This window comes from Streptosporangium lutulentum (assembly GCF_030811455.1).
In the GTDB taxonomy this organism is placed as follows: Bacteria; Actinomycetota; Actinomycetes; order Streptosporangiales; family Streptosporangiaceae; genus Streptosporangium; species Streptosporangium lutulentum.
Genome location: NZ_JAUSQU010000001.1, coordinates 9,143,999 through 9,165,249, shown reverse-complemented (window position 1 = coordinate 9,165,249; position 21,251 = coordinate 9,143,999). Strand labels below are relative to the sequence as shown.

The 21,251-nt window shown below is 66.1% G+C and carries 21 protein-coding genes; 11 read left to right on the top strand and 10 right to left on the bottom strand.

The window, feature by feature from the left end; all coding sequences use genetic code 11:
* Positions 1-7: 7 nt before the first annotated feature.
* Entirely contained in the window at positions 8-595 is a 588-nt protein-coding gene (locus J2853_RS41390) for an SSI family serine proteinase inhibitor (protein ID WP_307566943.1), read from the bottom strand.
* Positions 596-920: 325 nt separating this feature from the next.
* On the opposite strand from J2853_RS41390, the gene J2853_RS41385 reads away from it, so the two are divergent.
* The 3 genes from J2853_RS41385 (at position 921) to J2853_RS41375 (ending at position 6,013) form a co-directional block, all read left to right on the top strand.
* On the top strand, positions 921-2,513 hold the full coding sequence (locus tag J2853_RS41385; RefSeq protein WP_307566942.1) for a trypsin-like serine peptidase: 1,593 nt from the start codon (positions 921-923) through the stop codon (positions 2,511-2,513).
* Positions 2,514-2,722: 209 nt separating this feature from the next.
* Positions 2,723-3,895, top strand: coding sequence for a trypsin-like serine peptidase (locus tag J2853_RS41380; protein ID WP_307566940.1), 1,173 nt, complete (start codon positions 2,723-2,725; stop codon positions 3,893-3,895).
* A gap of 468 nt (positions 3,896-4,363) precedes the next feature.
* Positions 4,364-6,013 carry a trypsin-like serine peptidase gene (locus tag J2853_RS41375; RefSeq protein ID WP_307566938.1) on the top strand — a complete coding sequence of 550 codons (1,650 nt, stop codon included), beginning with the start codon at positions 4,364-4,366 and terminating at the stop codon, positions 6,011-6,013.
* 186 nt (positions 6,014-6,199) lie between these two features.
* Here J2853_RS41375 and J2853_RS41370 read toward each other — a convergent pair whose 3' ends face one another.
* Positions 6,200-7,558: an NsdA family TPR-like regulatory protein gene (locus J2853_RS41370; RefSeq protein WP_307566936.1), complete on the bottom strand. Its 1,359-nt coding sequence runs from the start codon at positions 7,556-7,558 to the stop codon at positions 6,200-6,202.
* A 560-nt stretch (positions 7,559-8,118) separates the two neighbouring features.
* Here J2853_RS41370 and J2853_RS41365 point away from each other — a divergent pair.
* Complete coding sequence (locus tag J2853_RS41365) at positions 8,119-9,297, top strand: Cmx/CmrA family chloramphenicol efflux MFS transporter (protein ID WP_307566934.1); 1,179 nt, start codon at positions 8,119-8,121, stop codon at positions 9,295-9,297.
* A gap of 262 nt (positions 9,298-9,559) precedes the next feature.
* On the opposite strand, the gene J2853_RS41360 is transcribed toward J2853_RS41365, so the two are convergent.
* Positions 9,560-10,249 (bottom strand): hypothetical protein, encoded by a 690-nt coding sequence (locus J2853_RS41360; protein ID WP_307566932.1) that lies wholly within the window; start codon positions 10,247-10,249, stop codon positions 9,560-9,562.
* A 669-nt stretch (positions 10,250-10,918) separates the two neighbouring features.
* Positions 10,919-11,434: an HAD domain-containing protein gene (locus tag J2853_RS41355; protein WP_307566930.1), complete on the bottom strand. Its 516-nt coding sequence runs from the start codon at positions 11,432-11,434 to the stop codon at positions 10,919-10,921.
* A 253-nt stretch (positions 11,435-11,687) separates the two neighbouring features.
* On the opposite strand from J2853_RS41355, the gene J2853_RS41350 reads away from it, so the two are divergent.
* A complete protein-coding gene (locus J2853_RS41350; protein WP_307566928.1) occupies positions 11,688-11,906 on the top strand; it encodes a helix-hairpin-helix domain-containing protein in 219 nt (72 codons plus the stop codon).
* Positions 11,907-11,929: 23 nt separating this feature from the next.
* Here the strand turns inward: J2853_RS41350 and J2853_RS41345 are convergent, their stop codons facing one another.
* The 3 genes from J2853_RS41345 to J2853_RS41335 form a co-directional block, all read right to left on the bottom strand.
* The gene (locus tag J2853_RS41345) at positions 11,930-12,370 is read right to left on the bottom strand and encodes a PIN domain-containing protein (RefSeq protein ID WP_307566926.1); all 441 of its coding nucleotides are present in this window, start codon (positions 12,368-12,370) and stop codon (positions 11,930-11,932) included.
* Entirely contained in the window at positions 12,367-12,615 is a 249-nt protein-coding gene (locus J2853_RS41340) for a type II toxin-antitoxin system Phd/YefM family antitoxin (RefSeq protein ID WP_307566924.1), read from the bottom strand. Before J2853_RS41340 ends, J2853_RS41345 begins: the two co-directional genes overlap by 4 nt.
* A gap of 459 nt (positions 12,616-13,074) precedes the next feature.
* Positions 13,075-14,274, bottom strand: a complete 1,200-nt coding sequence (locus tag J2853_RS41335) for an NAD(P)-dependent malic enzyme (RefSeq protein ID WP_307566922.1) — start codon at positions 14,272-14,274, stop codon at positions 13,075-13,077.
* Between the two features lie 265 nt (positions 14,275-14,539).
* Between J2853_RS41335 and J2853_RS41330 the strand changes: the two genes are divergently transcribed.
* The gene (locus J2853_RS41330) at positions 14,540-15,073 is read left to right on the top strand and encodes a CGNR zinc finger domain-containing protein (RefSeq protein ID WP_307566919.1); all 534 of its coding nucleotides are present in this window, start codon (positions 14,540-14,542) and stop codon (positions 15,071-15,073) included.
* A gap of 175 nt (positions 15,074-15,248) precedes the next feature.
* On the opposite strand, the gene J2853_RS41325 is transcribed toward J2853_RS41330, so the two are convergent.
* A complete protein-coding gene (locus J2853_RS41325) occupies positions 15,249-15,554 on the bottom strand; it encodes a S24 family peptidase (protein ID WP_307566917.1) in 306 nt (101 codons plus the stop codon).
* Positions 15,555-15,645: 91 nt separating this feature from the next.
* Between J2853_RS41325 and sodN the strand changes: the two genes are divergently transcribed.
* The 3 genes from sodN to J2853_RS41310 all read left to right on the top strand — a co-directional run bounded on the left by sodN (position 15,646) and on the right by J2853_RS41310 (position 17,491).
* Complete coding sequence (sodN, locus tag J2853_RS41320; protein WP_307566915.1) at positions 15,646-16,050, top strand: superoxide dismutase, Ni; 405 nt, start codon at positions 15,646-15,648, stop codon at positions 16,048-16,050.
* A 218-nt stretch (positions 16,051-16,268) separates the two neighbouring features.
* A complete protein-coding gene (locus J2853_RS41315; protein ID WP_307566913.1) occupies positions 16,269-16,694 on the top strand; it encodes an ATP-binding protein in 426 nt (141 codons plus the stop codon).
* A gap of 17 nt (positions 16,695-16,711) precedes the next feature.
* Positions 16,712-17,491, top strand: a complete 780-nt coding sequence (locus J2853_RS41310; protein ID WP_179282577.1) for an RNA polymerase sigma factor SigF — start codon at positions 16,712-16,714, stop codon at positions 17,489-17,491.
* On the opposite strand, the gene J2853_RS41305 is transcribed toward J2853_RS41310, so the two are convergent.
* Positions 17,488-17,871 (bottom strand): hypothetical protein, encoded by a 384-nt coding sequence (locus J2853_RS41305; protein ID WP_307566912.1) that lies wholly within the window; start codon positions 17,869-17,871, stop codon positions 17,488-17,490. The genes J2853_RS41310 and J2853_RS41305 overlap by 4 nt on opposite strands.
* Positions 17,872-17,949: 78 nt before the next feature.
* On the opposite strand from J2853_RS41305, the gene J2853_RS41300 reads away from it, so the two are divergent.
* Complete coding sequence (locus J2853_RS41300; RefSeq protein WP_307566910.1) at positions 17,950-18,909, top strand: diacylglycerol/lipid kinase family protein; 960 nt, start codon at positions 17,950-17,952, stop codon at positions 18,907-18,909.
* 282 nt (positions 18,910-19,191) lie between these two features.
* Positions 19,192-19,446, top strand: a complete 255-nt coding sequence (locus J2853_RS41295) for a WhiB family transcriptional regulator (RefSeq protein ID WP_307566909.1) — start codon at positions 19,192-19,194, stop codon at positions 19,444-19,446.
* A 299-nt stretch (positions 19,447-19,745) separates the two neighbouring features.
* Here J2853_RS41295 and J2853_RS41290 read toward each other — a convergent pair whose 3' ends face one another.
* Positions 19,746-21,209 carry a sensor histidine kinase gene (locus J2853_RS41290; RefSeq protein WP_307566908.1) on the bottom strand — a complete coding sequence of 488 codons (1,464 nt, stop codon included), beginning with the start codon at positions 21,207-21,209 and terminating at the stop codon, positions 19,746-19,748.
* Positions 21,210-21,251: the final 42 nt, after the last annotated feature.

Sequence of the window (21,251 nt, the reverse complement as noted above, 5' to 3'; positions counted from 1 at the left end):
CAGTCCTTCAGTTCTTCGCCCTCAGCGGTTCGGCGGTCGCGACCGCTCCCGTGTCCCCCTGGGGCTGAGAACGCCGTGAACCCTTGGGGCCCCAGCCCGCGGAATTCCAGAAGGCGAAGACCGGGCCCGTCTCGGCCAACAGCATGCAGGTGTTGCCGTAGGTTCGCTCGAATCGGATGAAGCGGCCGTTCCAGATCCCGGTCGCGCTCACGGTGACCGGGTCGTACTGCAACGTACAGGCCACCTCCCGTCGCGGTTTGAGATCGGCGGGATGACCTCCCACCTCCTCCAGCACCTCACACGCCCACTCGGGATCGGAGTGCGTGCCGCGCGGCGGATCGCACTGGAGCAGGGCATAACGCGCCACGGGTGCTGATTCGTCTCCCTTCGCGATGCTCAGCACGAGCGTCTTCACGTTGCGTGGAGGCTCGACCGCACTCGAAACCGGCCCGTTCCCGACGGAGCCATCCGAGTCGGGCGGGATCGTCGGATCCGAGGACGGGCGGGGATCGTAGGGAGGGGACTCCGCGACCGCGCCGGCCGTACCGGAGAGAAGGAAAAGTCCAGCAGTGGCCAGACAGAGAAGACATCGCATGAGATCCCCCGATAACGCGTGACGTCGGATGTCCGCTCAGCTTCCCGTGACCGCCCCGGCCGGGCAACAACCGACTCCGGCGTTTCCGCAGGTCACACCCACGTACGGCATGCGACCCCACACATGGTCAAGCAGACGCGAGTCAGGGATCTTCGGTTCCCCCGATTTGATAACAAAATCATATCGGTCCGAATGCTTGCCCGATTTGTAACTTTTTAACCCATCTTTGCCTAGTACGGTCACCACTTGACTCTTTGCTCATGTGTGGATTGCGTCCCGAGTGATCCATGACTCTCGAGTGACCCACGACGCAGAAGGAGCTAAATTGAACCCCCGAGCAAAGCGCCTGATCCTCCCTCTCGGAGGGGCCCTCATGGTCACCTCCGTGATCGGCGCATCCCTCTCCACCGCGGCACAGGCGAAGTCGGACCCCGACGCCAAGACCACGGCGCTCACCACCTCCGGTAACGCGAAGGCCATCGCGGGCTACTGGACCTCCTCCCGGTTGAAGTCCGCGACGACCTACCTCGCCGACTCCACCGTCTCCTCCAAGCTCACCAAGACCGGCGCCGCCAAGGCGGCCGCCGACGGCAAGCCGGGCGTCGTCGCCCCCACCGGTGAGGGCGGCAAGTCCGCGGGCATGTCGAAGAACCTGAACCTGCCGATCACCGTCGGCAAGGTCTTCTTCATCGACGACAAGGGCAAGACCCGCTGGTGCTCCGGCAGCTCCGTGCAGTCGAAGTACCGCAACCTGGTCGCCACCGCCGGCCACTGCGTGTACGACACCGACACGAACAAGCCCTTCAGCAACTTCGTGTTCATCCCCGGCTACTACCAGGGCAAGGCTCCCTGGGGCATCTACGTCGGCGCCAAGGTCAACACCCACGACGACTTCACGGTCTACGAGGACTACGACTACGACTACGCCTTCGTCAACGTCTACAACGGCATCAAGCAGACCGGTGTCAAGGAGGTGACCGCGTCCCAGTACGCGGCCACCAAGTCCTTCAAGTACACCGAGGACAAGGCGATCTCCCAGGCCGAGTTCGAGAAGGGGATCGAGAAGTACGGCGAGAAGGGCCCGTACTGGAAGAAGTCCGCCGACCCCGACGTGCAGACGATCGGCAAGCCCGCCGACGCCGAGAAGTACCTTGAGGACTACATCAAGGACGGCCGGAACGGCGTCAAGCTGACCTCTGTCGAGGTCACCGAAAGCACCTACAAGGCCGCCGCCGCCAACAGCCTGGAAAACCACGCCAGGTTCGAGCGCTTCAGCGACGCCAACGGCCGGGTGGCCATCAGCAAGGAGCAGTACGACCAGCTGGTCAAGGACAAGGCCGACGGCAAGGTCCTCGCCAAACTTGAGGCCCCCAAGGACGCCAACGGCAACGAGATCGCCTGGTACAAGACCCAGTACTTCGTCAAGAAGTGGGTGAAGACCAGCGTGAAGGAGCTCTACTACTACACGCGGTTCTTCGTGGTGACGCTCGCCGACGCCGGCCGTCTGGGCGACAACGTCGGCGGCCAGGGCTTCATGTGGAACCAGAGCCTCGGCAAGAAGGTCTTCACCTTCGGCTACCCGACCGCTCCTCACCTGGACGGCGACAAGCCGTACTCCGGGCAGACGCAGAAGTGGTGCTACGGCACGACCGGCGCCGCCCCCGTCGTCTCGGCGTACAAGGCCGAGGAGCAGCAGGCGATCAAGTGCGCCTTCACCCCCGGCGCCAGCGGTGGCCCCTTCCTGCTCCAGTACAAGAGCAGCAAGCGGACCGGTTACCTCAACGGTGTCGTGAGCCTCACGGTCGACAGCGACAAGAACGGCCGCTACGACCGCGTGACCACCCCGTACTTCAACGGTGACACCTACGGCATCTACAAGTACGCCGCCAACCTCTGGACCGGGAAGCTTCCGGCCTAACCTCAGCGTCTCCTGAGCGTGGAAGGGCCCGGTATCCACCGGGCCCTTTCGAGGTCTTCACGGGCCTCTTATGCCCCCGGAGACAGACTGGCCAGGTAACGGACTGAGAGCGGATCGGCAAATCGAACTGCCCAAAAGTAAGTTGATCTGAAAAAATCACCCATTAGTACCTTGCTGCACTCTGAACTCCTTGGAAAGGAACGGTCCTCTTGTCTCCCCGTGCACGGCGGCTCACGGCCACACTCGGTGCCCTGGTCGCCGCATGTGTGACCATGACGTCCGCGTTCGCCGGGAGCGCTGCGGCCAACCCCTACAACGAGGTGCCCAACGGCGTCACATCGATCACTCTGACGAAGAGCAGCGCCGACATGAAGCGGGTCGCGGAGTACTGGAACCCGGCCAAGCTCAAGCAGGTCATGAACAACGTCCCGGCCAGCCCCGAGATGAAGTCCAGCAGCAGCACTCCTTCGGCCTCCCCCACGCCCACCGGCACGAGCGCCACCGCCACGGCCACCGCCACCGCCACGGCGGCCTCCACCGCGGACACCACCCTGACGACGACCGCGACGGACTCCAGCACCTCCTCGCAGCTCATCAAGCCCACCCTCCCGAAGAAGAGGCCCCCGGCCAGCGGCATCGCACCGGTGACCGTCGGCAAGGTGTTCTTCCAGATCGGAGGCAAGGACTACTGGTGTTCCGCCTCGTCGGTGGCGGCGGCCAACCGCAACCTGGTCGCCACGGCCGGGCACTGCGCCTACGACGCCAAGCAGGGCAAGCACGCCGAATACTGGATCTTCATTCCGGGCTACAACAAGGGTGCGACCCCCTACGGGATCTACGTCGGCCACTCTCTGAACCTGCACGAGAGCTTCGTCGGCAAGGGCGACTACGACTACGACTACGCGTTCGTCACCGTGCACGACGGGTTCGTGTGGAAGCCGGGCAAGACGGCCGGCACCTACGAGATGCAGAACGTCGGGAGCCTGGAGGACAACGTCGGCGGACAGGGTCTGGCCGTCAACCGCGGCGTCCGCCTGTACACCCGGGCCTTCGGCTACCCCGCCGCTCCCAACATCGACGGCAGCCGGCCGTTCGACGGCCAGCAACTGAAGTCGTGCGACGGGCTCACGACCAGGCAGCAGGCCCCCACCCGGCTGGTCGAGGAGGGCATCGCCCTGAAGTGCAGGTTCACCGCCGGGGCGAGCGGCGGACCGTGGCTGATCGCCTACAACACCAAGTACGCCGTCGGCTATCTCAACGGGGTCAACAGCTTCACCTGGGACACCGACACCGATCGGATCTACGACCAGATCTCCTCGCCGTACTTCAAGGCCTCGACCCTCGTCATCTATCGGTGGGCGGCGAGCCAGAAAACGAAGTAGCCCCGAGAGGCTCTCAGCCCCGGGCGGGGGATCCCCGCCCCTCCCCGTCTCACCCCCGCGGGACCCGGCGCGTGCGCCGGGTCCCGCGGCCGTTTCGGGGGGTCTGCGGCTTCGCTCCGGGAGCCCGATGGGGTCGTTAGACGTAGCCACCGTCGAATCGGTGCCATCGGTTCCATGTGATCTGCGTCACACTGAAATCATCACTTAGCGTACCGGAGTGTTCACGCCACATCGGTAACTCTCGTAACAAGACTGTGCCCATCTGGGCAAACATGGCGCGCAAACCACAAACGCAACAACGTTTTCAGGGTCGCTCAAACATCACGAAAGCATCTCGGAGCCATAGGCGGGATCTTTCCCTGCCGAATCGGCTTCCGGTTCCCAAGATCGACACTGTATGTTTCTGGCATTCCCTTTACTGACGCATGGGACGCAAGAAGCGTTCCACATCAGACCAAGGAGTTTCCCTTGAAGCGCATCCTCCTCCCCGCCGGCGGCGCGATCCTCGCCACCGGCATGCTGGCCGCAGGTCTGGTCAGCGCCGCTACCGCCAGCGCCAGCGCCGCCCCGGACTGGGCCGCTGACACGATGGCCAAGGACGCCCCCTCGGCGCTCAAGGTCGCCAACTGGTGGGTCAAGAAGAACGGCAAGACCAACCGTCTCGCCCAGGCCACCGCCTACACCACGGAGACCACCCCGGCCTCGACGCTGAAGATCTCGGGCGGTTACACCCCCGACGGCAAGCCCGGCGTCGTGGCTCCGATCGGTGAGGAGAAGGCCACCACCTCGGTCGTCAAGAACGTCAACCTGCCGAAGTCCATCGGCAAGGTGTTCTTCGTTGACGCCAAGAACCAGCTGAAGTGGTGCTCCGCCACCTCGATCCAGTCCAAGTACCGCAACCTGGTCGCCACGGCCGGTCACTGCGCCTACGACGACAAGACCAACTCCTCGGTCATGGACAACTGGGTCTTCGTCCCCGGCTACTACCAGGGCAAGACCCCGTGGGGCATCTACGTCGGCAAGACCGCCTACACCCACTACGACTTCTCCGTCTACAACGACCGCGACCGCGACTACGCGTTCGTGACCGTTTACAACGGCATCCAGGTCGGTGGCGGCACCACCAAGGAAGTCAAGAAGTCGGAGTTCGACGCTGCCAAGACTGGCAAGTTCGTCAAGAAGACCCCGATCACCGCAGAGCAGTACGCCAAGGGCGTTGCCCAGTACGGCGAGGCTGGCCCGTACAAGAGCAAGGATGTCGACCCCAAGGTCGAGACCGTTGCCATGCCGAAGGACGCTCGGGACAAGGGCGAGCTCGACAAGTACCTGCTCCCGAACGGCCACGACGGCGTCAAGCTGAGCTCCGTCGAGGTTTCCGAGGCGACCTACAACGCTGCGCCTGATGGCGACGCGGTGGGTGGCAAGGACTGGAGCGTCGACAACAACAGCAAGTACGAGAGCAAGAGCCAGCCGGTCGCGATCAGCAAGGACGAGTACGACGCCCTTACTGCTCAGAAGGCGGACGGCAAGTTCCCCCTCGGCCTGAAGCTGACCACGACCCAGGACGACAAGAAGAACGACGTTGCTTGGTTCAAGCAGCAGTTCTTCGTGAAGAAGTGGATCAAGTCGACGGTCCAGACCACCTACTGGGTCGAGACCTACTACCTCGCCTCCGACTTCATCAAGGACGCTGGTCGCCTTGGTGACAACGTCGGCGGCCAGGGCTTCACCTGGAACCAGAAGCCCGGCCAGACGGTCTACGTCTTCGGCTACCCGGCCGGCGCGCACCCCGACGGCAACAAGGCCTTCACCGGCGTTACGCCCAAGTGGTGCTACGGCAAGACCGCTGCCACCAAGTACGTCTCCGCGGCCGACAAGGTCGAAGAGCACGTTGGCCTGAAGTGCTCGATGACCACCGGCTCCGATGGCGCCCCGTGGCTCGTCAAGTACAGCAGCGCCAAGCGTCTCGGCTACGTCAACGGCGCCACCAGCCTGTTCGGCGACGCCAACAAGGACGGCCGTATCGACACCAACACCTCGGCGTACTTCGACGGCGAGACCGCGGCTGTCTACAACCAGGCCGCCGCTGTGTGGTCCGGCTCGATCGTCACCAAGTAGTAGTAGCTACTCGACGATCACCCGAGAGCGAGGGTCCAAACCTCGCACTCACCCCAGCATCATCCGAGGGCCCCGGCACACGCCGGGGCCCTCGGCCTTTTACGGGGAACAGAAAATCCCGACGCGGCACGAAAGTGGGGCCCGGCTGACGCCGGGCCCCTCATCCGTTCGGCTGCCATCGCGACGTCAGGCGGAGCTGAGCTCCCTCGCCCGCTCGTTCAGCGCTTTCACCAACGGCTCCCCGGCGAAGGGATCAAGCCGTCTGCGCAGGTCCGTGACGTAGGACCGGGTACGGGCCGACTGCAGGCCACCGGCCAGATCCAGCGCGTCGGCGGCGACCGTACAGGCTTCCTCCAACTCCCCGGACTTGACCAGTCCTGCCGACAGCAACGACAGGTTGAACATCCGGCCCCGGACGTAACGCCCGTCCATCTCCAGCGACCGCCTCGCGTGCCGCACGGCCCCAGGCCCGTCACCCAGGTCGCGGAAGCAGTGGGCGAACTTGGCCGACAGGTAGGCCTCGTCGAAGTAGGCGATCCAGTCGGGTTCGCCCCCGGCCTTACGCCGGTCGAAGGCCAGCTCGGCCTCGTGCAGAGACCTCGCGCACGCCTCGCGATCCGCCAGCACCGCGTGCGCGTGGGCCTCCAGCACATGCGCCTCGGCCAGCAGGGCGAAGACCGCGGCCCGGCGGGCGGAGAGCTGGGCGGCCCTGGCCAGGTCGAGGGCGTGTGCGGGTTGCCCTATGTATATGGCCTGATGGCTCATCCCGGCGAGGATCTCCCCCCCGAGCCCGTGATCCCCCGCTCCCCTGGCCAGGCGCAGCGCCTGGATCAGGTAGCGCTGGGCCAGGCCGTGCTGCTCAAGGTCGTAGGCCATCCACCCGGCCAGCCGGGTCAGCTCGGCCGCGGCCGAGGCCAGCGCCTTGCCGGTGCTCTCGCCGTACGAACCGTCGTTGAGCAACGGCGCGACCGCCGTGTCCAGATATCTCACCACCGCCGAACGAACCCGGCCTCCACCGAACCGGTTGTCCAGCTCGCCGAAAGATCGAGTGACCTCCCGGATCGCGGCGATGTCGTCCATGCCCACCTGCCGGGTGCCCGTCCCCGCCGTACGGCCTTCCATGGGAAGGGTCAGCCAGCGTAGGGCTCCGGTGGATCCGGCTCCGATCGCGAAGGTGGAGTCGATCAGGAACCTGCGTCTCTCAACATCCCCGCGCCACAGTGCTGTCACGGTCGCGATCCCCTCCTGCCACGTGTGGGTGAACTCCTGTCCCAGGTCAAGAGGCGTCGAGACGGCCGGCAGGCCGAGATCCTCCGTACTGACGGTCCTGCCCAGCCGGAGTGCGAAGATCTCGGCGAGGAGTCCCGGAACGGGGTCTCTCGGCCGTTGACCGGCGATCCAGCGCAGAACAGAACTGTGGTCATATTTCAGACCGGACAGGCCGCGAGCCGCCCCGAGATCGTTGAGCCGGCGAGCCAGCCCCTTGTGGGTGAAACCCGCTTCGACGATGAGCCTCTGGAGTGATCGGTTGGGCTCGCGTTCCATCAGCTCTCCTCCCCGTGAGAACCGTGGGCGCGCCGAGAGCGCGTCCACGCTTTCAACGCACATATCCGCCCTGGGTGCCTATCTTGCACACATAGGTGACGGAGCGCTTTTTTTATAGCACGATCCGTAACCATTTTCGGGATTTTCAGAAATCCAAGCCGCTTCACGCCGATGAGCCGAGGGGCGGGAGTCCCACCGTTCGCGAAGCTCGCGGCTAAATGGTTGGACATGGTGTGCTCGGGGTTGCTAGTTTGCGCCCATGTCCAGCCCCGAGGCGTCAAGACTCCAGCCACCGGTCGTCCGGTGGCTGCCCACGTCGTCGCGTTGAAGCTCCGTGGCCAATGAGGCCGCGGTCGTTGCCGTCTGCGACCACTGCCGCCGGATCACTGTAGAGCGGGCTCTCTTCGACCTGAACCGTGCGTCACCTCCGTGACGCCGGCAGGTTCTTCCGCGCGGTAGCCGCGCCCCCGATCGGACGGTCGTTCTTCCGGCGTCGATGCGGGTGCCGCCGCGGCCTACCGCCTCCTTACCGATCCACGATGTGGTTGCGGAGTTTTGTCATGCCCTTCGTTGTCTACCTGCTCGGACTGGCGGTCTTCGCCCAGGGAACGTCCGAGTTCATGTTGTCCGGCCTCGTGTCGGGCATCGCGCGAGACATGTACGTGTCCATCCCCACCGCGGGATTTCTGACCTCGGCGTTCGCGGTGGGGATGGTCATCGGCGCGCCGCTGATGACGATTCTGAGCCTGCGCTGGTCACGCCGTCGCTCGCTCCTGACCTTCCTGATCGTTTTCCTGCTCGTCCATGTCCTCGGCGCGATCACCACCAGCTTCGGGGTGTTGCTGGCCACGCGGGTCGTCGGGGCGCTGGCCAACGCCGGGTTCTTGGCGGTGGCTCTGACGACCGCGACCGGTATGGTCGCGCCGAACGCCAAGGGCCGCGCCGCCTCCATCCTGCTCGGTGGCATCACCATCGCCTGTGTCGTGGGCGTTCCCGCCGGTGCGCTGCTCGGTCAGCTGTGGGGATGGCGCTCAGCGTTCTGGGCGGTGGCCATCGTGTCGGTGCCGGCCGTCATCGCGATCCTGCGGGCGGTCCCGGCCGGTGGCTCCGGCTCCACCCACACGAGCGCGCGCGGGGAACTGAGCTCGCTGCGCGATCGGCGGCTTCTGGTGACCCTGCTCCTGGGAGCCCTCGTGAACGGCGCGACGTTCTGCACGTTCACCTACCTCGCGCCGCTGGTCACCGTCGTCGCCGGAATCGAATCCGCATGGGTGCCCGCCATGCTGGCGCTCTTCGGCCTGGGTTCGTTCCTCGGTGTCGCCCTCGGCGGTCGCATCGCCGATGTGCGACCTGTCCCCCTCCTGGTGACCGGCGGGGTGGCCCTGCTCATCGGCTGGGTGGTGTTCGCGGTGACCGCCGGGAACCCGGTGGCGACGATCGTGCTCGTCCTTGTCCAGGGGACCCTGGCGTTCGCCGTCGGATCGACGTTGATCTCGCAGGCACTCTACGCGGCGACCAAGGCGCCGACCCTGGCCGGCGGGTTCGCCACGGCCGCGTTCAACGTGGGCGCCGCGATCGGCCCCTGGCTCGGTGGGATCCCCATCAGCGCGGGACTCGGTTACCGTTCGCCACTGTGGGTCAGCGCGCTGCTGGTGGCCCTCGCGCTCGTCACCGCCGGCGCGGCCCAGGGAATCCGGCGCTGGACGGCGAACCCTCACGAGGATCTCGCCACGACCTAGCCGCCCGCACCGCACAGTCACGCACTGAGCGTGCCGGCATCACGCGATGCGATCGCGGGGACCGTCACCGTGCCGGAGGTGTGGAACAGCCACGCCAAGTACGCAGTCGGCAGGATTCCGTCCGATGACGGGATCCTGCCGACTGCCTTCAGGCCGTCTCCGGAACAGCGGAGAGCCGAGGTGTGAGGACATCTCCCGAGTGGCGTCAGGCGTCCACAACCGTGATCACAGCCCCGGTCTGCGCCGGCGGCCAACCGATCGCTTAGCAGCGACGCGTCCAACGTTTATTCGCAAAAACGTTACTGCACCTGCTGGAGCTTGACCCCAAGGAGCCGTTCTCGTTCTCGACACAAACGCTGTTCACGGTTCTTGTGCAACGGTTAGTGGAAACACACTCACCGTCAATGGTTGTGGTGCAGTATTCCTCTTCTTCCTCCTCCTCGACCTCAGGCATGTTCGGGTCTTCGTAACCGATCGCGGCCTTGGTCGCATCCCCACCGTTCCTACGAGCGCTGTACGGATCCGCGTACGGCGTCTGGAAGGAGCCGTCCTCGGCCTTCTTGCCTACTCCCGGAACATAGCCGTCGATTCGGATGTAGTACCAGTCGTAACCCTTCTCGCCGTCATCGCATCTGATATCAGAGAACCGGATTCGCGTACTTTTGAAAACGCAGACCTTAACACGGTCCTCAACATCGGTAATCCTCACCTCTGAGCCGATGCCGCCCTTCGCCGGGACCCGGTACGAACTACCGGGCGGCTGTTTGAGTGAGCCACGCTTCGCCTTCGATCCGGTGGCGGGTGCCCGAGCGCTCAACGGGAGGAAGTACCAGACAACGCCGGACTGCGCGTCATCACAACCCCGATAGTTGACCCGTACCCGCGCCTTTTTCGTGACGCAGATCTCAACGAACCCCCGTTCTTCGTCCTCCACGTCCTCCCCATCCTCCACGAAATCCTGAGTCGGCTGAGGAACGGTGGGAGCTTCACTGTGAGTGGAAACGGGTATCGTGCCGGAACATCCGGCGACCATGAATACAGACGTGACCAAGCAGACCAGCCGTAACCTGATCAGTGACAAAGGCCCTCGCTATGCGGGAAGAGGTCATCGGATCGATCAACGACAAGGGTAGGGACGAAGTTCCGGTCAGTCAGCGATTGGGGCTGAACAAGTTTGACGGAGATCAGAGCTCAGGGATTCATCCCCGGGATGAATCCCATCGTGAAGAGCGAACCTTCCCTGTCGCCGTTCAGGCCATACTGGAAATCCCCAGGTCATAGTCACTGGCATAATGGAGCTCCACCAAATCTATCCTTCCTCGATCCGTCGGCATGGGAAGAGAAAAGAGCTCGGTAATTCGCCGGGACCGCCTCCGGCAACGGCCGTATGAGTTCGCGCGGCTCGGCCCGCTCATCCGGAGACGGCCACGATCCTTGATACGACGACAGCCCTTCCCTCGGCAGACATGCCCACAGCAACGCGGCGGCCAGTGCGATACGAAGCGGGCACTCGCGTCTTCGGATGCCGGGACGATCGATGTCCGCGATGAGCCGGTAGTTGAAAAGGTGATTCCGGTGCTGAAGATCCCGAGGATGCCGAAGAGTTATCCCTTCGTGCGGGTCACGCCTGGGCATCGCCCTGATTCGAAACGGTCGTGATGAGCCAGTCGCGAGCCTGGTCGAGGTGGTGGTCGGCGAGGCCGGTTCGGGGGTCGACGTCGATCAGGAGGAAGGCGCCGACGCCGGGGTGGGCGCGCAGGTAGTTCTGGTCGGCGGGGGTGAGGTCGTCGTCGAACCAGACGAACGGGCGGTGCCGTACGTAGTCGGCGACGGGCCGGGTCTTGAAATGCTCGCCGGTCCATGAGGTCAGATCGCCCGCCACGGTGATCACCGGCAGGTGGGGCAGGCCGATGCGCGGGCTGATCTCGGTGTTGGCGTGCTGCTCCCAACTGGTGGCCCAGGCCAGCTCGGCGCCGGTGTCACGAGCCAGCGCCACCAGCTTGGCTCCGTGCCGAGGATCAAGCAGGATCCCGTGCGCCTCGCCGTCAATGACGACCTCGTAGCGTCGAAACCGCAAGAAGGAGCGCCTCTGCGGGTTGAGCACCCCGTCCACGTCCAGGAGCACGAGCGGCTTCACCGAGTCCCCCTCATCTGTCAGCGCCGGCCATTGGGAGGCGGGACGGAGGCGGGACGGAGGCAGACCGTTTGTCAGACGGATCAGCCGTCCCAGTGCCGACGATGCCAGATGAGGCCGACGATGGTGTGAGGCTGTCGCGTGCTCGTGGCGGCGGATGCCGTCGTAGGCTCTCAGCTCACCCCGGCCGTGATCGTCATGCGACAGAGTCCGACGGAAGAGACCACGAGATCGCCGACCTGATCAAGGAGACATCGTGACGGATCAGAGCCAGGGCAAGGACGACATCCCGAGCAACCTTGGGGTGCCGGCGCGCCGAGCCCTGGCAGCGGCCGGCTACACGACACTCGCCCAGGTGGCCTCCGCCACCGAGCAAGAACTCCTGCGGCTGCACGGCATGGGGCCCAAAGCCATCCGCCTCCTGCGCGCCGCGCTCGCCGAACGCGACCTCGCCTTGACCGACCAGGAAACCTGAGCCTCGCGACTCTGAAGGACTGCTCAGATGTCATCGGGGAGAAGGCGAAAACATTCGTGTCCGGTGATCGGGCGAATCGCACGAAAGTGTTCACGATCCAACGTGAAGAGGGCGTCGGTTCGGAACTCGGCCGCCAGGGCCGCGTTCATGGCATCGGTCAGGCCGATGTTCATCGTCCCGTAGCGAGCCATGAGCGCGCGGGCGGTGCGCAGGTACGGAGAGACCTCGGGCACCTCGTACCTCTTCACATCGATTCTGCCCATGATGTGGTCGAGAACCGCGAAGGCGGCGTGCTGGCCGACCCTGCTTGTGATCAGGTAGTCGAGCTCGGCGAGGACAAGCGGGGAGATGACCAGATGGCCTACCTGGGCGCGAGCCTTGACACAGGCCTCATGCTCCACGTCGCGGCGATTGAATATCGCCAGCAGTGCGGAGGTGTCGGCGATGGCGACAGGAACAGTCACAGACCGAATCCCTCAGCGAGAAGCGCGTCAGCCCGTGCCGAGAGATCGGCAGGTCCGTCGAACAGGGGAAGGTCGTCGTCACCCATGGGGTCGACAGGAAACGGGGGCGGCGGATCGGCCTGGTGGGCAGGCACCAGTGTGGCGATGTGGCGGCCGTTCTTGGTGACCGCGACGGTTTCCCCGTGCTCGGCTGCGGCAAGGATCCGGGCAGACTGCTGGTTGAACTCACGTGCTGTAGCCTCCATGCGCCCACTGTACTACTTATGTACTACATCGGGCAGGATTCCTTGGAATCAGCGAAAGGACAGCGGACATTCCCAACGAGTGCCCGCCGTATCAACACGCGAGATCATGCGTCATGGATCTGCCTCAACCACCAGCTCGAATGACGCGAGAACGTGAGCCGGTGATCCGGAAAGCCGCGATCCATCCCGTCAGGGCTTCTCCAGGCTGGCAGGTGGGGTGTCCCCGCTCGGGGTACCAGCCGGCGGTCGTCTCCTCCAAGGACCCGGGCAACAGCTCTTCGGGGGCTTTCACATGCTTGGCCGGTGATCGGGCGGATCGCACGAAAGCGTTCACAATCCAGGGCGAACAAGGCGCGGCACAAGCGGCGAGCCGTCCAGGAACAGACGAGACGGCTGGTCATCGCAGAGGTGATGACCAGCCGTGACGACTTTCGAGATCGCCTTGTCCGCTGGCCCGGGTTAGACGCGGGCGACCCCGTCGGCGCGGGCCTGCGCGGCGACCGCGGCGGTGACGGCGGGGGCGACGCGCTCGTCGAACGGGCTCGGGATCACGTAGTCGGCCGACAGGTCGTCCCCGACCACGGCGGCCAGCGCCTCGGCCGCGGCGACCTTCATGTTCTCGGTGATGGTGGTGGCCCGGACATCGAGCGCCCCCCTGAAGACGCCGGGGAAGGCCAGCACGTTGTTGATCTGGTTGGGGAAGTCGGAGCGGCCGGTCGCGACCACCCACGCGTGCTTCCTGGCGACCTCCGGATGCACCTCCGGCGTCGGGTTGGACAGCGCGAAGACGATCGAGCCGGGCGCCATCGACGCGATGGACTCCTCGGAGACCGTCGAGCCCGACAGGCCGACGAACACATCGGCCCCGGCCAGCGCGTGCTCCGTGGAACCGCGCAGGCCGGCCCTGTTGGTGTCGCGCGCCAGTGCTTCCTTCACCGCGTTGAGCCCCTCGCGGCCCTGGTAGATCAGGCCCTTGGAGTCGGACACCCCGATGTCGCCGATGCCCGCGTTGAGGAGGATCCGGCTGACGGCGACCCCGGAGGCCCCGGCGCCGGCGACCACGACCCGCAGCTCGCCCAGCGAGCGGCCGGTCAGCCGGGCGGCGTTCTTCAGCGCCGCCAGCACCACGATCGCGGTGCCGTGCTGATCGTCGTGGAAGACGGGGATGTCCAGCAGCTCGCGCAGCCGGTCTTCGACCTCGAAGCAACGGGGCGCGCTGATGTCTTCCAGGTTGATGCCCCCGAAGGAGGGCGCGAGCCGCACGACCGTCTCGACCAGCGCGTCCACGTCGGTGCAGTCGAGACAGATCGGCACCGCGTCGACGTTCGCGAACTGCTTGAACAGCAGGGCCTTGCCCTCCATGACCGGCATGGCGGCGGAGGGCCCGATGTCTCCGAGGCCGAGGACCGCGGTGCCGTCGGAGACGACGGCGACCACGTTGGACACCCAGGTGTAGTCCTTGGCGAGCTCCGGGTTCTCGGCGATCGCGCTGCAGACCCTGGCCACACCCGGGGTGTAGGCGAGGGCGAGGTCGTCGGCGTCGCGGACCGGAACGGTCGAGCGGACCTCCAGCTTGCCACCGCGATGCAGGGCGAAGGCCGGGTCCTCGTCGAGGGCCTCGAGTGTCTTGAGGGAAGCGGAGGATGGCGTGACAGCCACAGTGACCCCTGTTGGTTCGATCAGACGGACAAGTTCCTTCGGAGGCGGCCGCAGGAAGCCTGTCCCGGGCTTCGGTAGCCGCTCGGGGCCTGCTCACTGAGCACGGTCGCCTGGAGGGGTCGGGGGTCACCCGTCGCTCGATTGTGCCACATGTTGAGACTCCGCCAGATGCCAGAAGACGCTTACCCTGTTGACGTGGTGTTAATAGCGCCGCTCGTGTAATACTCGAAATCCCTATCCATCGCTTACATCGACGGGTCACCCGATGGACCTGACCACCTACGCCGAGCTGGCCGTACTACTGATCAACAGCCCCGAGAGGCTGAACGGCCTGGAAGGGCTGCGCACCCTCCTGGAAGAGGGTGGCCGCTACCGGCCGGGCTGCCGTCTCACCCGCGGAGACCTCGACGCCCTGCGCGACCTCCGCGAGGAGCTCATCATCGTGTTCGAGACCGCCGACGCCGGTGACGAGCAGGCCGTGGTCGACCGCCTCAACTCGCTGTTGATCCATCATCCGGTCCAGCCGCAGATCTCCGGTCACGACGGCGAGCGCTGGCACATGCACCTCACCGAGGGCGGCCGGATGGCCGACCAGTACGCCGTGGGCGCCGTCATGGGCCTGGCCACCATCGTCACCGACCTGGGCGTGGACCGCCTCGGCATCTGCCAGGCGCCGCCCTGCCGCAAGGCCTATCTCGACACCTCCTCCAACCGGTCCCGGCGCTACTGCTCGGAGCGGTGCGCCAGCCGGGCGAACGTGGCCGCCTACCGTGCCCGCCAGAAGGTGGGAAGCCAGTAACGCGGCCGGTGGCACCGTGCCGCCGGAGATGTCGCGGCCGCCACCGTGCCCGCGGAAAAGACCCGCGGAAAAGACCTGTGCAAGGCCCTGAGGAAAGGCCCCGCGGAAAGGAACGGCCGGAGGAGAACGGCGGGAAGGAACGGCCGGAGGATCGGTGCCGGAGGCGCCGCCGCCGCTACCGTGCCCGCCGGAAAGGGGGCGGCCAGTAGCGCAGCATCACCCGGCCGACGATCGACGACGGCGGGAGCGCGCCGAAGTCCCAGCTGTCGCGGCGGCCGGAGGCGCGCTGGTTGTCGCTCTCCAGCCACCATCCCCCGTCCGCCTCCCAGGCGGCCCTTTTGACGATCAGTCTCGCCTCCTCGGACGGGAGCCGCGCCACGACCAGGTCCCCGGCTCTCACCGTGGCGCCGCGCCGTACCCACAGCCAGTCGCCCGGTCGCAGCGCGGGCAGCATCGACTCTCCCTCGACACGCACTCTCATGGAGCCCAGCCCCCTCCCACACGGGTTTTTGAAGACGAGTAAGGTCGTTAACCGGACCATGCCGAACTCAGCATCAAGGAAGGATTTTCCGATGCTCGCACGACTTCTGCGACCCAAGCACATCGCCTCCGCGCACTGTGACCTGCCGTGTGGTGTGTACGACCCGGCTCAGGCTCGTATCGAGGCCGAATCCGTGAAGGCCATCATGGAGAAGTACGCCGCGAACGAGGACCCGGTCTTCCGCGCCCGCGCGATCACCATCAAGGAGGAGCGGTCCGAGCTCGTCAAGCACCACCTGTGGGTGCTGTGGACCGACTACTTCAAGCCCCCGCACCTGGAGGCCTACCCTCAGCTGCACCAGCTCTTCTGGGACGCCACCAAGCTCGCGGGCGCCGCCGGCGGTAAGGGCACCGTCGACGTCGCCAAAGCCGACGAGCTCCTGGGCAAGATCAACGAGATCTCCGACATCTTCTGGGAGACCAAGAAGGCCGCCTGAGCGGAGCGGCGCCGCCGTCCGCCGCGGCGGTGAGCGTCGTGATCATCACAGCAAGCCCCGCATGAGGTGCGATCATGCGGGGCTTGACCTGTTCAAGCGCACTTTTTGGACATCTTCAGATGTTCTAGTGGTGTCAATTCACCCCGATCGCGAGTCCAATCGGGCCAAGGAGCGTCTAGGGGCTGTAGGTTGCAGAGAGCGACTCTGCGAGGAGGAACGTGACCGAACACACCGAGGTGCCTGCCGTCGGTATGAGCAATGTCCGTGACGTGGTGAGCGTCCGGCTGCCTGCGGCGAGTGCCTATCTGTCCGTGCTACGTACGGCTACCGCCGGACTGGCCGCACGGCTGGACTTTACGCTGGACGAGATCGAGGATCTGCGGATCGCGGTCGACGAGGCGTGCGCGATGTTGCTGGCCCAAGCCGTGCCCGGCACCGATCTGACTGCCGAGTTCGAGCTCACCGGGCAGCTGATGCAGGTCCGGGTCGAGGTCAGCACGGTCGGTAGTTCCGCACCGAACCGCGATGACTTCGCCTGGATGGTGCTCACCGCCCTGGCTGATGATGTGGATGCCGTAACCGACTCCCCCGACCGCATGGCGATCGTGCTCCGCAAGCGCCGAGGCGCGGCGAGGCCGGCGTGACGGAAAGGACTCGTGCCATGGCCGCCAGCGACCACGCTGTGCCCGACCGGGTGCGCGCGCGCCTGCTCTTCGCGGAACTGGTGGAGTTGCCCGCCGACGACCCGCGACGCCAGCGTATCCGTGACGAGCTCGTCGAGCTCCACCTTCCCTTGGTGGAATACCTCGCCCGCAGGTTTCGCAACCGGGGCGAGTGGCTTGACGATCTCACCCAGGTCGCGACCATCGGTCTGATCAAGTCGATCGACCGCTTCGACCTCGGCCGGGGGGTGGAGTTCTCCACCTACGCCACCCCGACGATCGTGGGCGAGATCAAGCGGCACTTCCGTGACAAGGGCTGGGCGGTGCGCGTGCCGCGCCGCCTGCAGGAGCTCAAGCTCTCGCTCACCAAGGCGATCAGCGAGCTCTCCCAGCGGGAGGGGCGCGCGCCCACCGTCGCCGAGCTCGCCGGCTTCCTGAAGATGACCGAGGAGGAGGTGCTCGAGGGGCTCGAGTCGGCGAACGCCTACTCCACGGTCTCCCTCGACGCGCCCGACTCGGGTGACGACGACGCGCCCGCGGTGGCCGATTCCCTCGGCATCGTGGACGACTCCCTGGAGGGCGTCGAATACCGCGAGTCGCTCAAGCCTCTGCTTGAGCGGTTGCCTCCGCGTGAGAAGCGGATCCTGCTGTTGCGCTTCTTCGGCAACATGACGCAGTCGCAGATCGCCACCGAGCTCGGCATCTCGCAGATGCACGTGTCCCGGTTGCTCGCCAGGACCCTGGCACAGCTTCGCGAAGGCCTGACCGTGGAAGACTAGTTCTGATCCCCGTAGAGGACCCTGGTCGTCGGCGGGGATAGGAGCGCGACCAGTCCGATCACCGCGATGGCGATCAGCGGGATGCCGATCGCCATCTGGTCGGACTGGATCAGCGTCACGCCCACGGGGAGGGCGAAGATCTGCGTCAGCACGCCCGGACTCCGTGTCCACCGGTCGACCTGGATCATCCCCCAGGCCACCCGGAGCAGAAGCGCGCCCACGAGGATCCCGAATCCGGCGATGAAGATCGAGCTGATCAGGTCGGTCGGATCGCCGATCACCGTCTCGACGCCGACGTAAGCGCCGAGCAGCAGGGCGGTGAGGCCTTCCAGCCCCATGATGGCGGCGGCGACGGTGAGAGTCATCGGACGGTTCGGCACAGGCCAACCCTATCGCCGGGACATCTCGCCTGCTTCTTTACCGCCCCCGTGCCGTAATCGGCGGATACGCTGAAAATTATGCGCGCGATGCTCCTGGTGAACCCGAAGGCGACGACGACCAACCGTCGGACCAGAGACGTCCTCATCAGGGCACTGAGCGCCACCCTGAACATCACCGTCGAGGAGACCCGATACCGGGGGCACGCGGCCCAGCTCTCCCGTAAGGCACATGCATCAGGATTCGACGTGGTGGCCGTGCTCGGCGGCGACGGCACGATCAACGAGACCGTGAACGGCCTGCTCAACGCGGAAGACGGCAAGAGCGGGGACGACGGAAGCGCGGTGGACCGGCCGGCGCTGCTGGTGATCCCCGGCGGCAGTGCGAACGTCTTCGCAAGGGCGCTCGGCCTGCCGAACAACCCGGTCGAGGCGGTCGGCGCGGTGCTGGAGGCGATCCGCGACGGGCGGCGGCGGACGGTCGGCCTCGGTCAGGCGATTTGGGAAGATCAGAGTAGATATTTTACTTTTTGCAGTGGCCTGGGCTATGACGCCGAGGTGATCCGGGCGGTCGAGGGCATCCGGGGCGCAGGCCGCAAGGCCACCCCGACGCGCTATGTGAACACCGCGTTGCACCACTATCTCTCGACCGACAAACGCCGCCCCGCCATGACCGTCGAGGGCCCGGACGTGCCGCCGACCGGCGGCATCTTCCTGGCGATCATCTCCAACACCTCCCCGTGGAGCTACATAGGTTCCCGGCCGGTCTCCCCGACCCCGTGGGCGAGCTTCGAGACCGGTCTCGATCTGCTGGGGCTTCAGCGCCTCGGCCTGCCCTCGATGCTCCATCTGATGCCTCAGATCATCGGGGTCCGCGACACCCTGCCCAACGGCGGCCACCTGGTGCAGCTCCACGACGAGAAGCAGTTCACCCTGAGCGCCGCACGTCCCGTGGCGTTCCAGCTCGACGGGGACTACCTGGGAGAGGTCGAGCGGATTACGTTCCGTTCTATCCCGAATGCGTTACAAGTCTTGGTCTAACCCGTTACATGGGGTCATTGTGTGACGCATCCGACATCCATATCAGGCAAAACGTTCCCCCAAACCTCTTGCGTGCACACAGCGTGGCTGCCAATCTCAACATTGACGTCGGAACGTAGGACCTTTGAGCGACGACCTCGCTCCCAGGCCACCGACGATCAAGCGGGCAGGCCCCCGAACCCAACCAAGGTTCGGGCTACTGTTCGCGCTGGCTAGTGAAAGTCTTCACAAAGTAAGCCGACGGAGCCACCGCAAGGGCTCCTCTTCCGAAGGAGTGGACGCATGGACTGGCGCCACCGAGCTGCCTGCCGTGACGTGGACCCCGAGCTGTTCTTCCCCATCGGCAACAGCGGCCCCGCCCTGATGCAGATCGAAGAGGCCAAGCAGGTCTGCCGTTCGTGCAGCATCAGTGATGCATGCCTGAAGTGGGCCCTCGAATCCGGGCAGGACGCCGGCGTCTGGGGCGGCCTGAGCGAGGACGAGCGCCGCGCCCTCAAGCGTCGCACGGCCCGTGCACGCGCCCGCGTCAACGTCTGATCCAACCACACTCGACCGCCGACCCCGTCAGCGGGTCGTCGTCGCCGTCCCATGGGTCGCCGAACGCCGTCCAACGGCTGATCCGGCGGTCCGGCGGATCCCGTGGATCCGCGAAAGACAAATCGGGGTGTTCCCCCTTCCCCGCCCGGCTCAGAACCGCGGGGAGGGGCGTGATGCCCACGCCCTGCCCGGATCGGGTGGGGCCGTGAGCGCTCCACCTTCTCACCCGAGCCCCGGGCCGCGAGCCGCATCACCCCGTCCGGGCCGTGGAAGGCACGCGCCTGAGACCCCCGCTCCGCTCAGACGGCGGGCAGGGGAATGCCCAGGGTGACCTCCGTACCGCCGCCCTGCCGGGGCTCGATGCTCAGCCGTCCGGACAGCTCTCCCACCACCAGGGTGCGCACGATCTGCAGGCCGAGACTGGTGGACGACTCCAGGTCGAACCCCTCGGGCAGACCGGTGCCGTCATCGGAGACGATCACGTCCAGCCGCTCCGCCCCGCGAGACACGATCACCTGAAGTTTGCCCGGCCGGTGCGCCAGCCCGTGCTGGACCGCGTTCTGCAGCAGCTCGGTGAGGACCATCGCCAGCGGCGTCGCGATCTCCGATCGCAGCACCCCGAACGCCCCTATGCGACGCGGCACGACCTGCGCCTCCGGCGCCGACACCTCGCCCGTCATCGCGATCACGCGATCGGCGATGTCGTCGAAGTCCACCTGCTCCTCGGGCGTGTGGGACAGCGTCTCGTGCACGATCGCGATCGACCCGACCCTGCGCACCGCCTCCTCCAGCGCCTCCCGCCCCTCCGGCACCTGCAGGCGCCTGGCCTGCAGCCGGAGCAGCGCGGCCACCGTCTGCAGGTTGTTCTTCACCCGATGGTGGATCTCCCGGATGGTGGCGTCCTTGGTCATCAGCTCCCGCTCGCGGCGCCGCAGCTCGGTCACGTCCCTGATGAGCACCAGGGCGCCGATCCGCCCGCCCCCGACGACCAAGGGGATCGCCCGCAGCTGCACGACCGTGCCGCCCGACTCCACCTCGGTCTCCCGGGGTTCCCGCCCGCTCGCCACGATCATCAGGTTCTCGTTGATGGGCTCGTCGCGGTAACAGAGCGTCGCGGTCGTACGGCCCAGCTCGGCGCCGACCAGGTCGGCGTTGAGACCCAGCCGCCGGTAGGCCGACAGCGCGTTCGGCGAGGCGTAGGTGACCCGTCCCGCCCGGTCCAGCCGGAGCAGCCCGTCGCCCACGCGCGGCGAGCGGACCAGGATCGGCTCGGCGCCCGAGAATGGGAACCGGCCCTCGGCGACCATCTGGGCGAGGTCGGAGGCGCTCTGCAGGTAGGTGAGTTCGAGCCTCGAAGGGGTGCGCGCCGAGGACAGGTTGGTCGAGCGCTGGATGACCCCGAGAAAGTGGTCCGCCCGCCGTACCGGGATGGTCTCCTCCCGGACCGGGACGCCGCTCGACCAGTCGGGATCGCCCTCACGGCAGATCCGCCGCTCGTCCCAGGCGATCTCCAGAAGCACCCGCTCCCCCTTGGCCACGATCATCCCGACGATGTCGTCGTGATAGACCGTGGGCCCCGTGGTGGGCCGCATCTGCGCGACCGCGATCCAGCCGGAGCCGTCCTTGAGCGGTATCCACAGGATGAGGTCGGCGAACGACAGGTCCGCGAGGAGCTGCCAGTCGGAGACCAGCGAGTGCATCCACTCGAGGTCCGCATCGTCGAGCGCGGTGTGACGAACCGCCAGGTCGCTTAGAGTCGGCACCCGTGCATCATGCGTTCTTTGCAGGCCCGAACGCGAATCGGG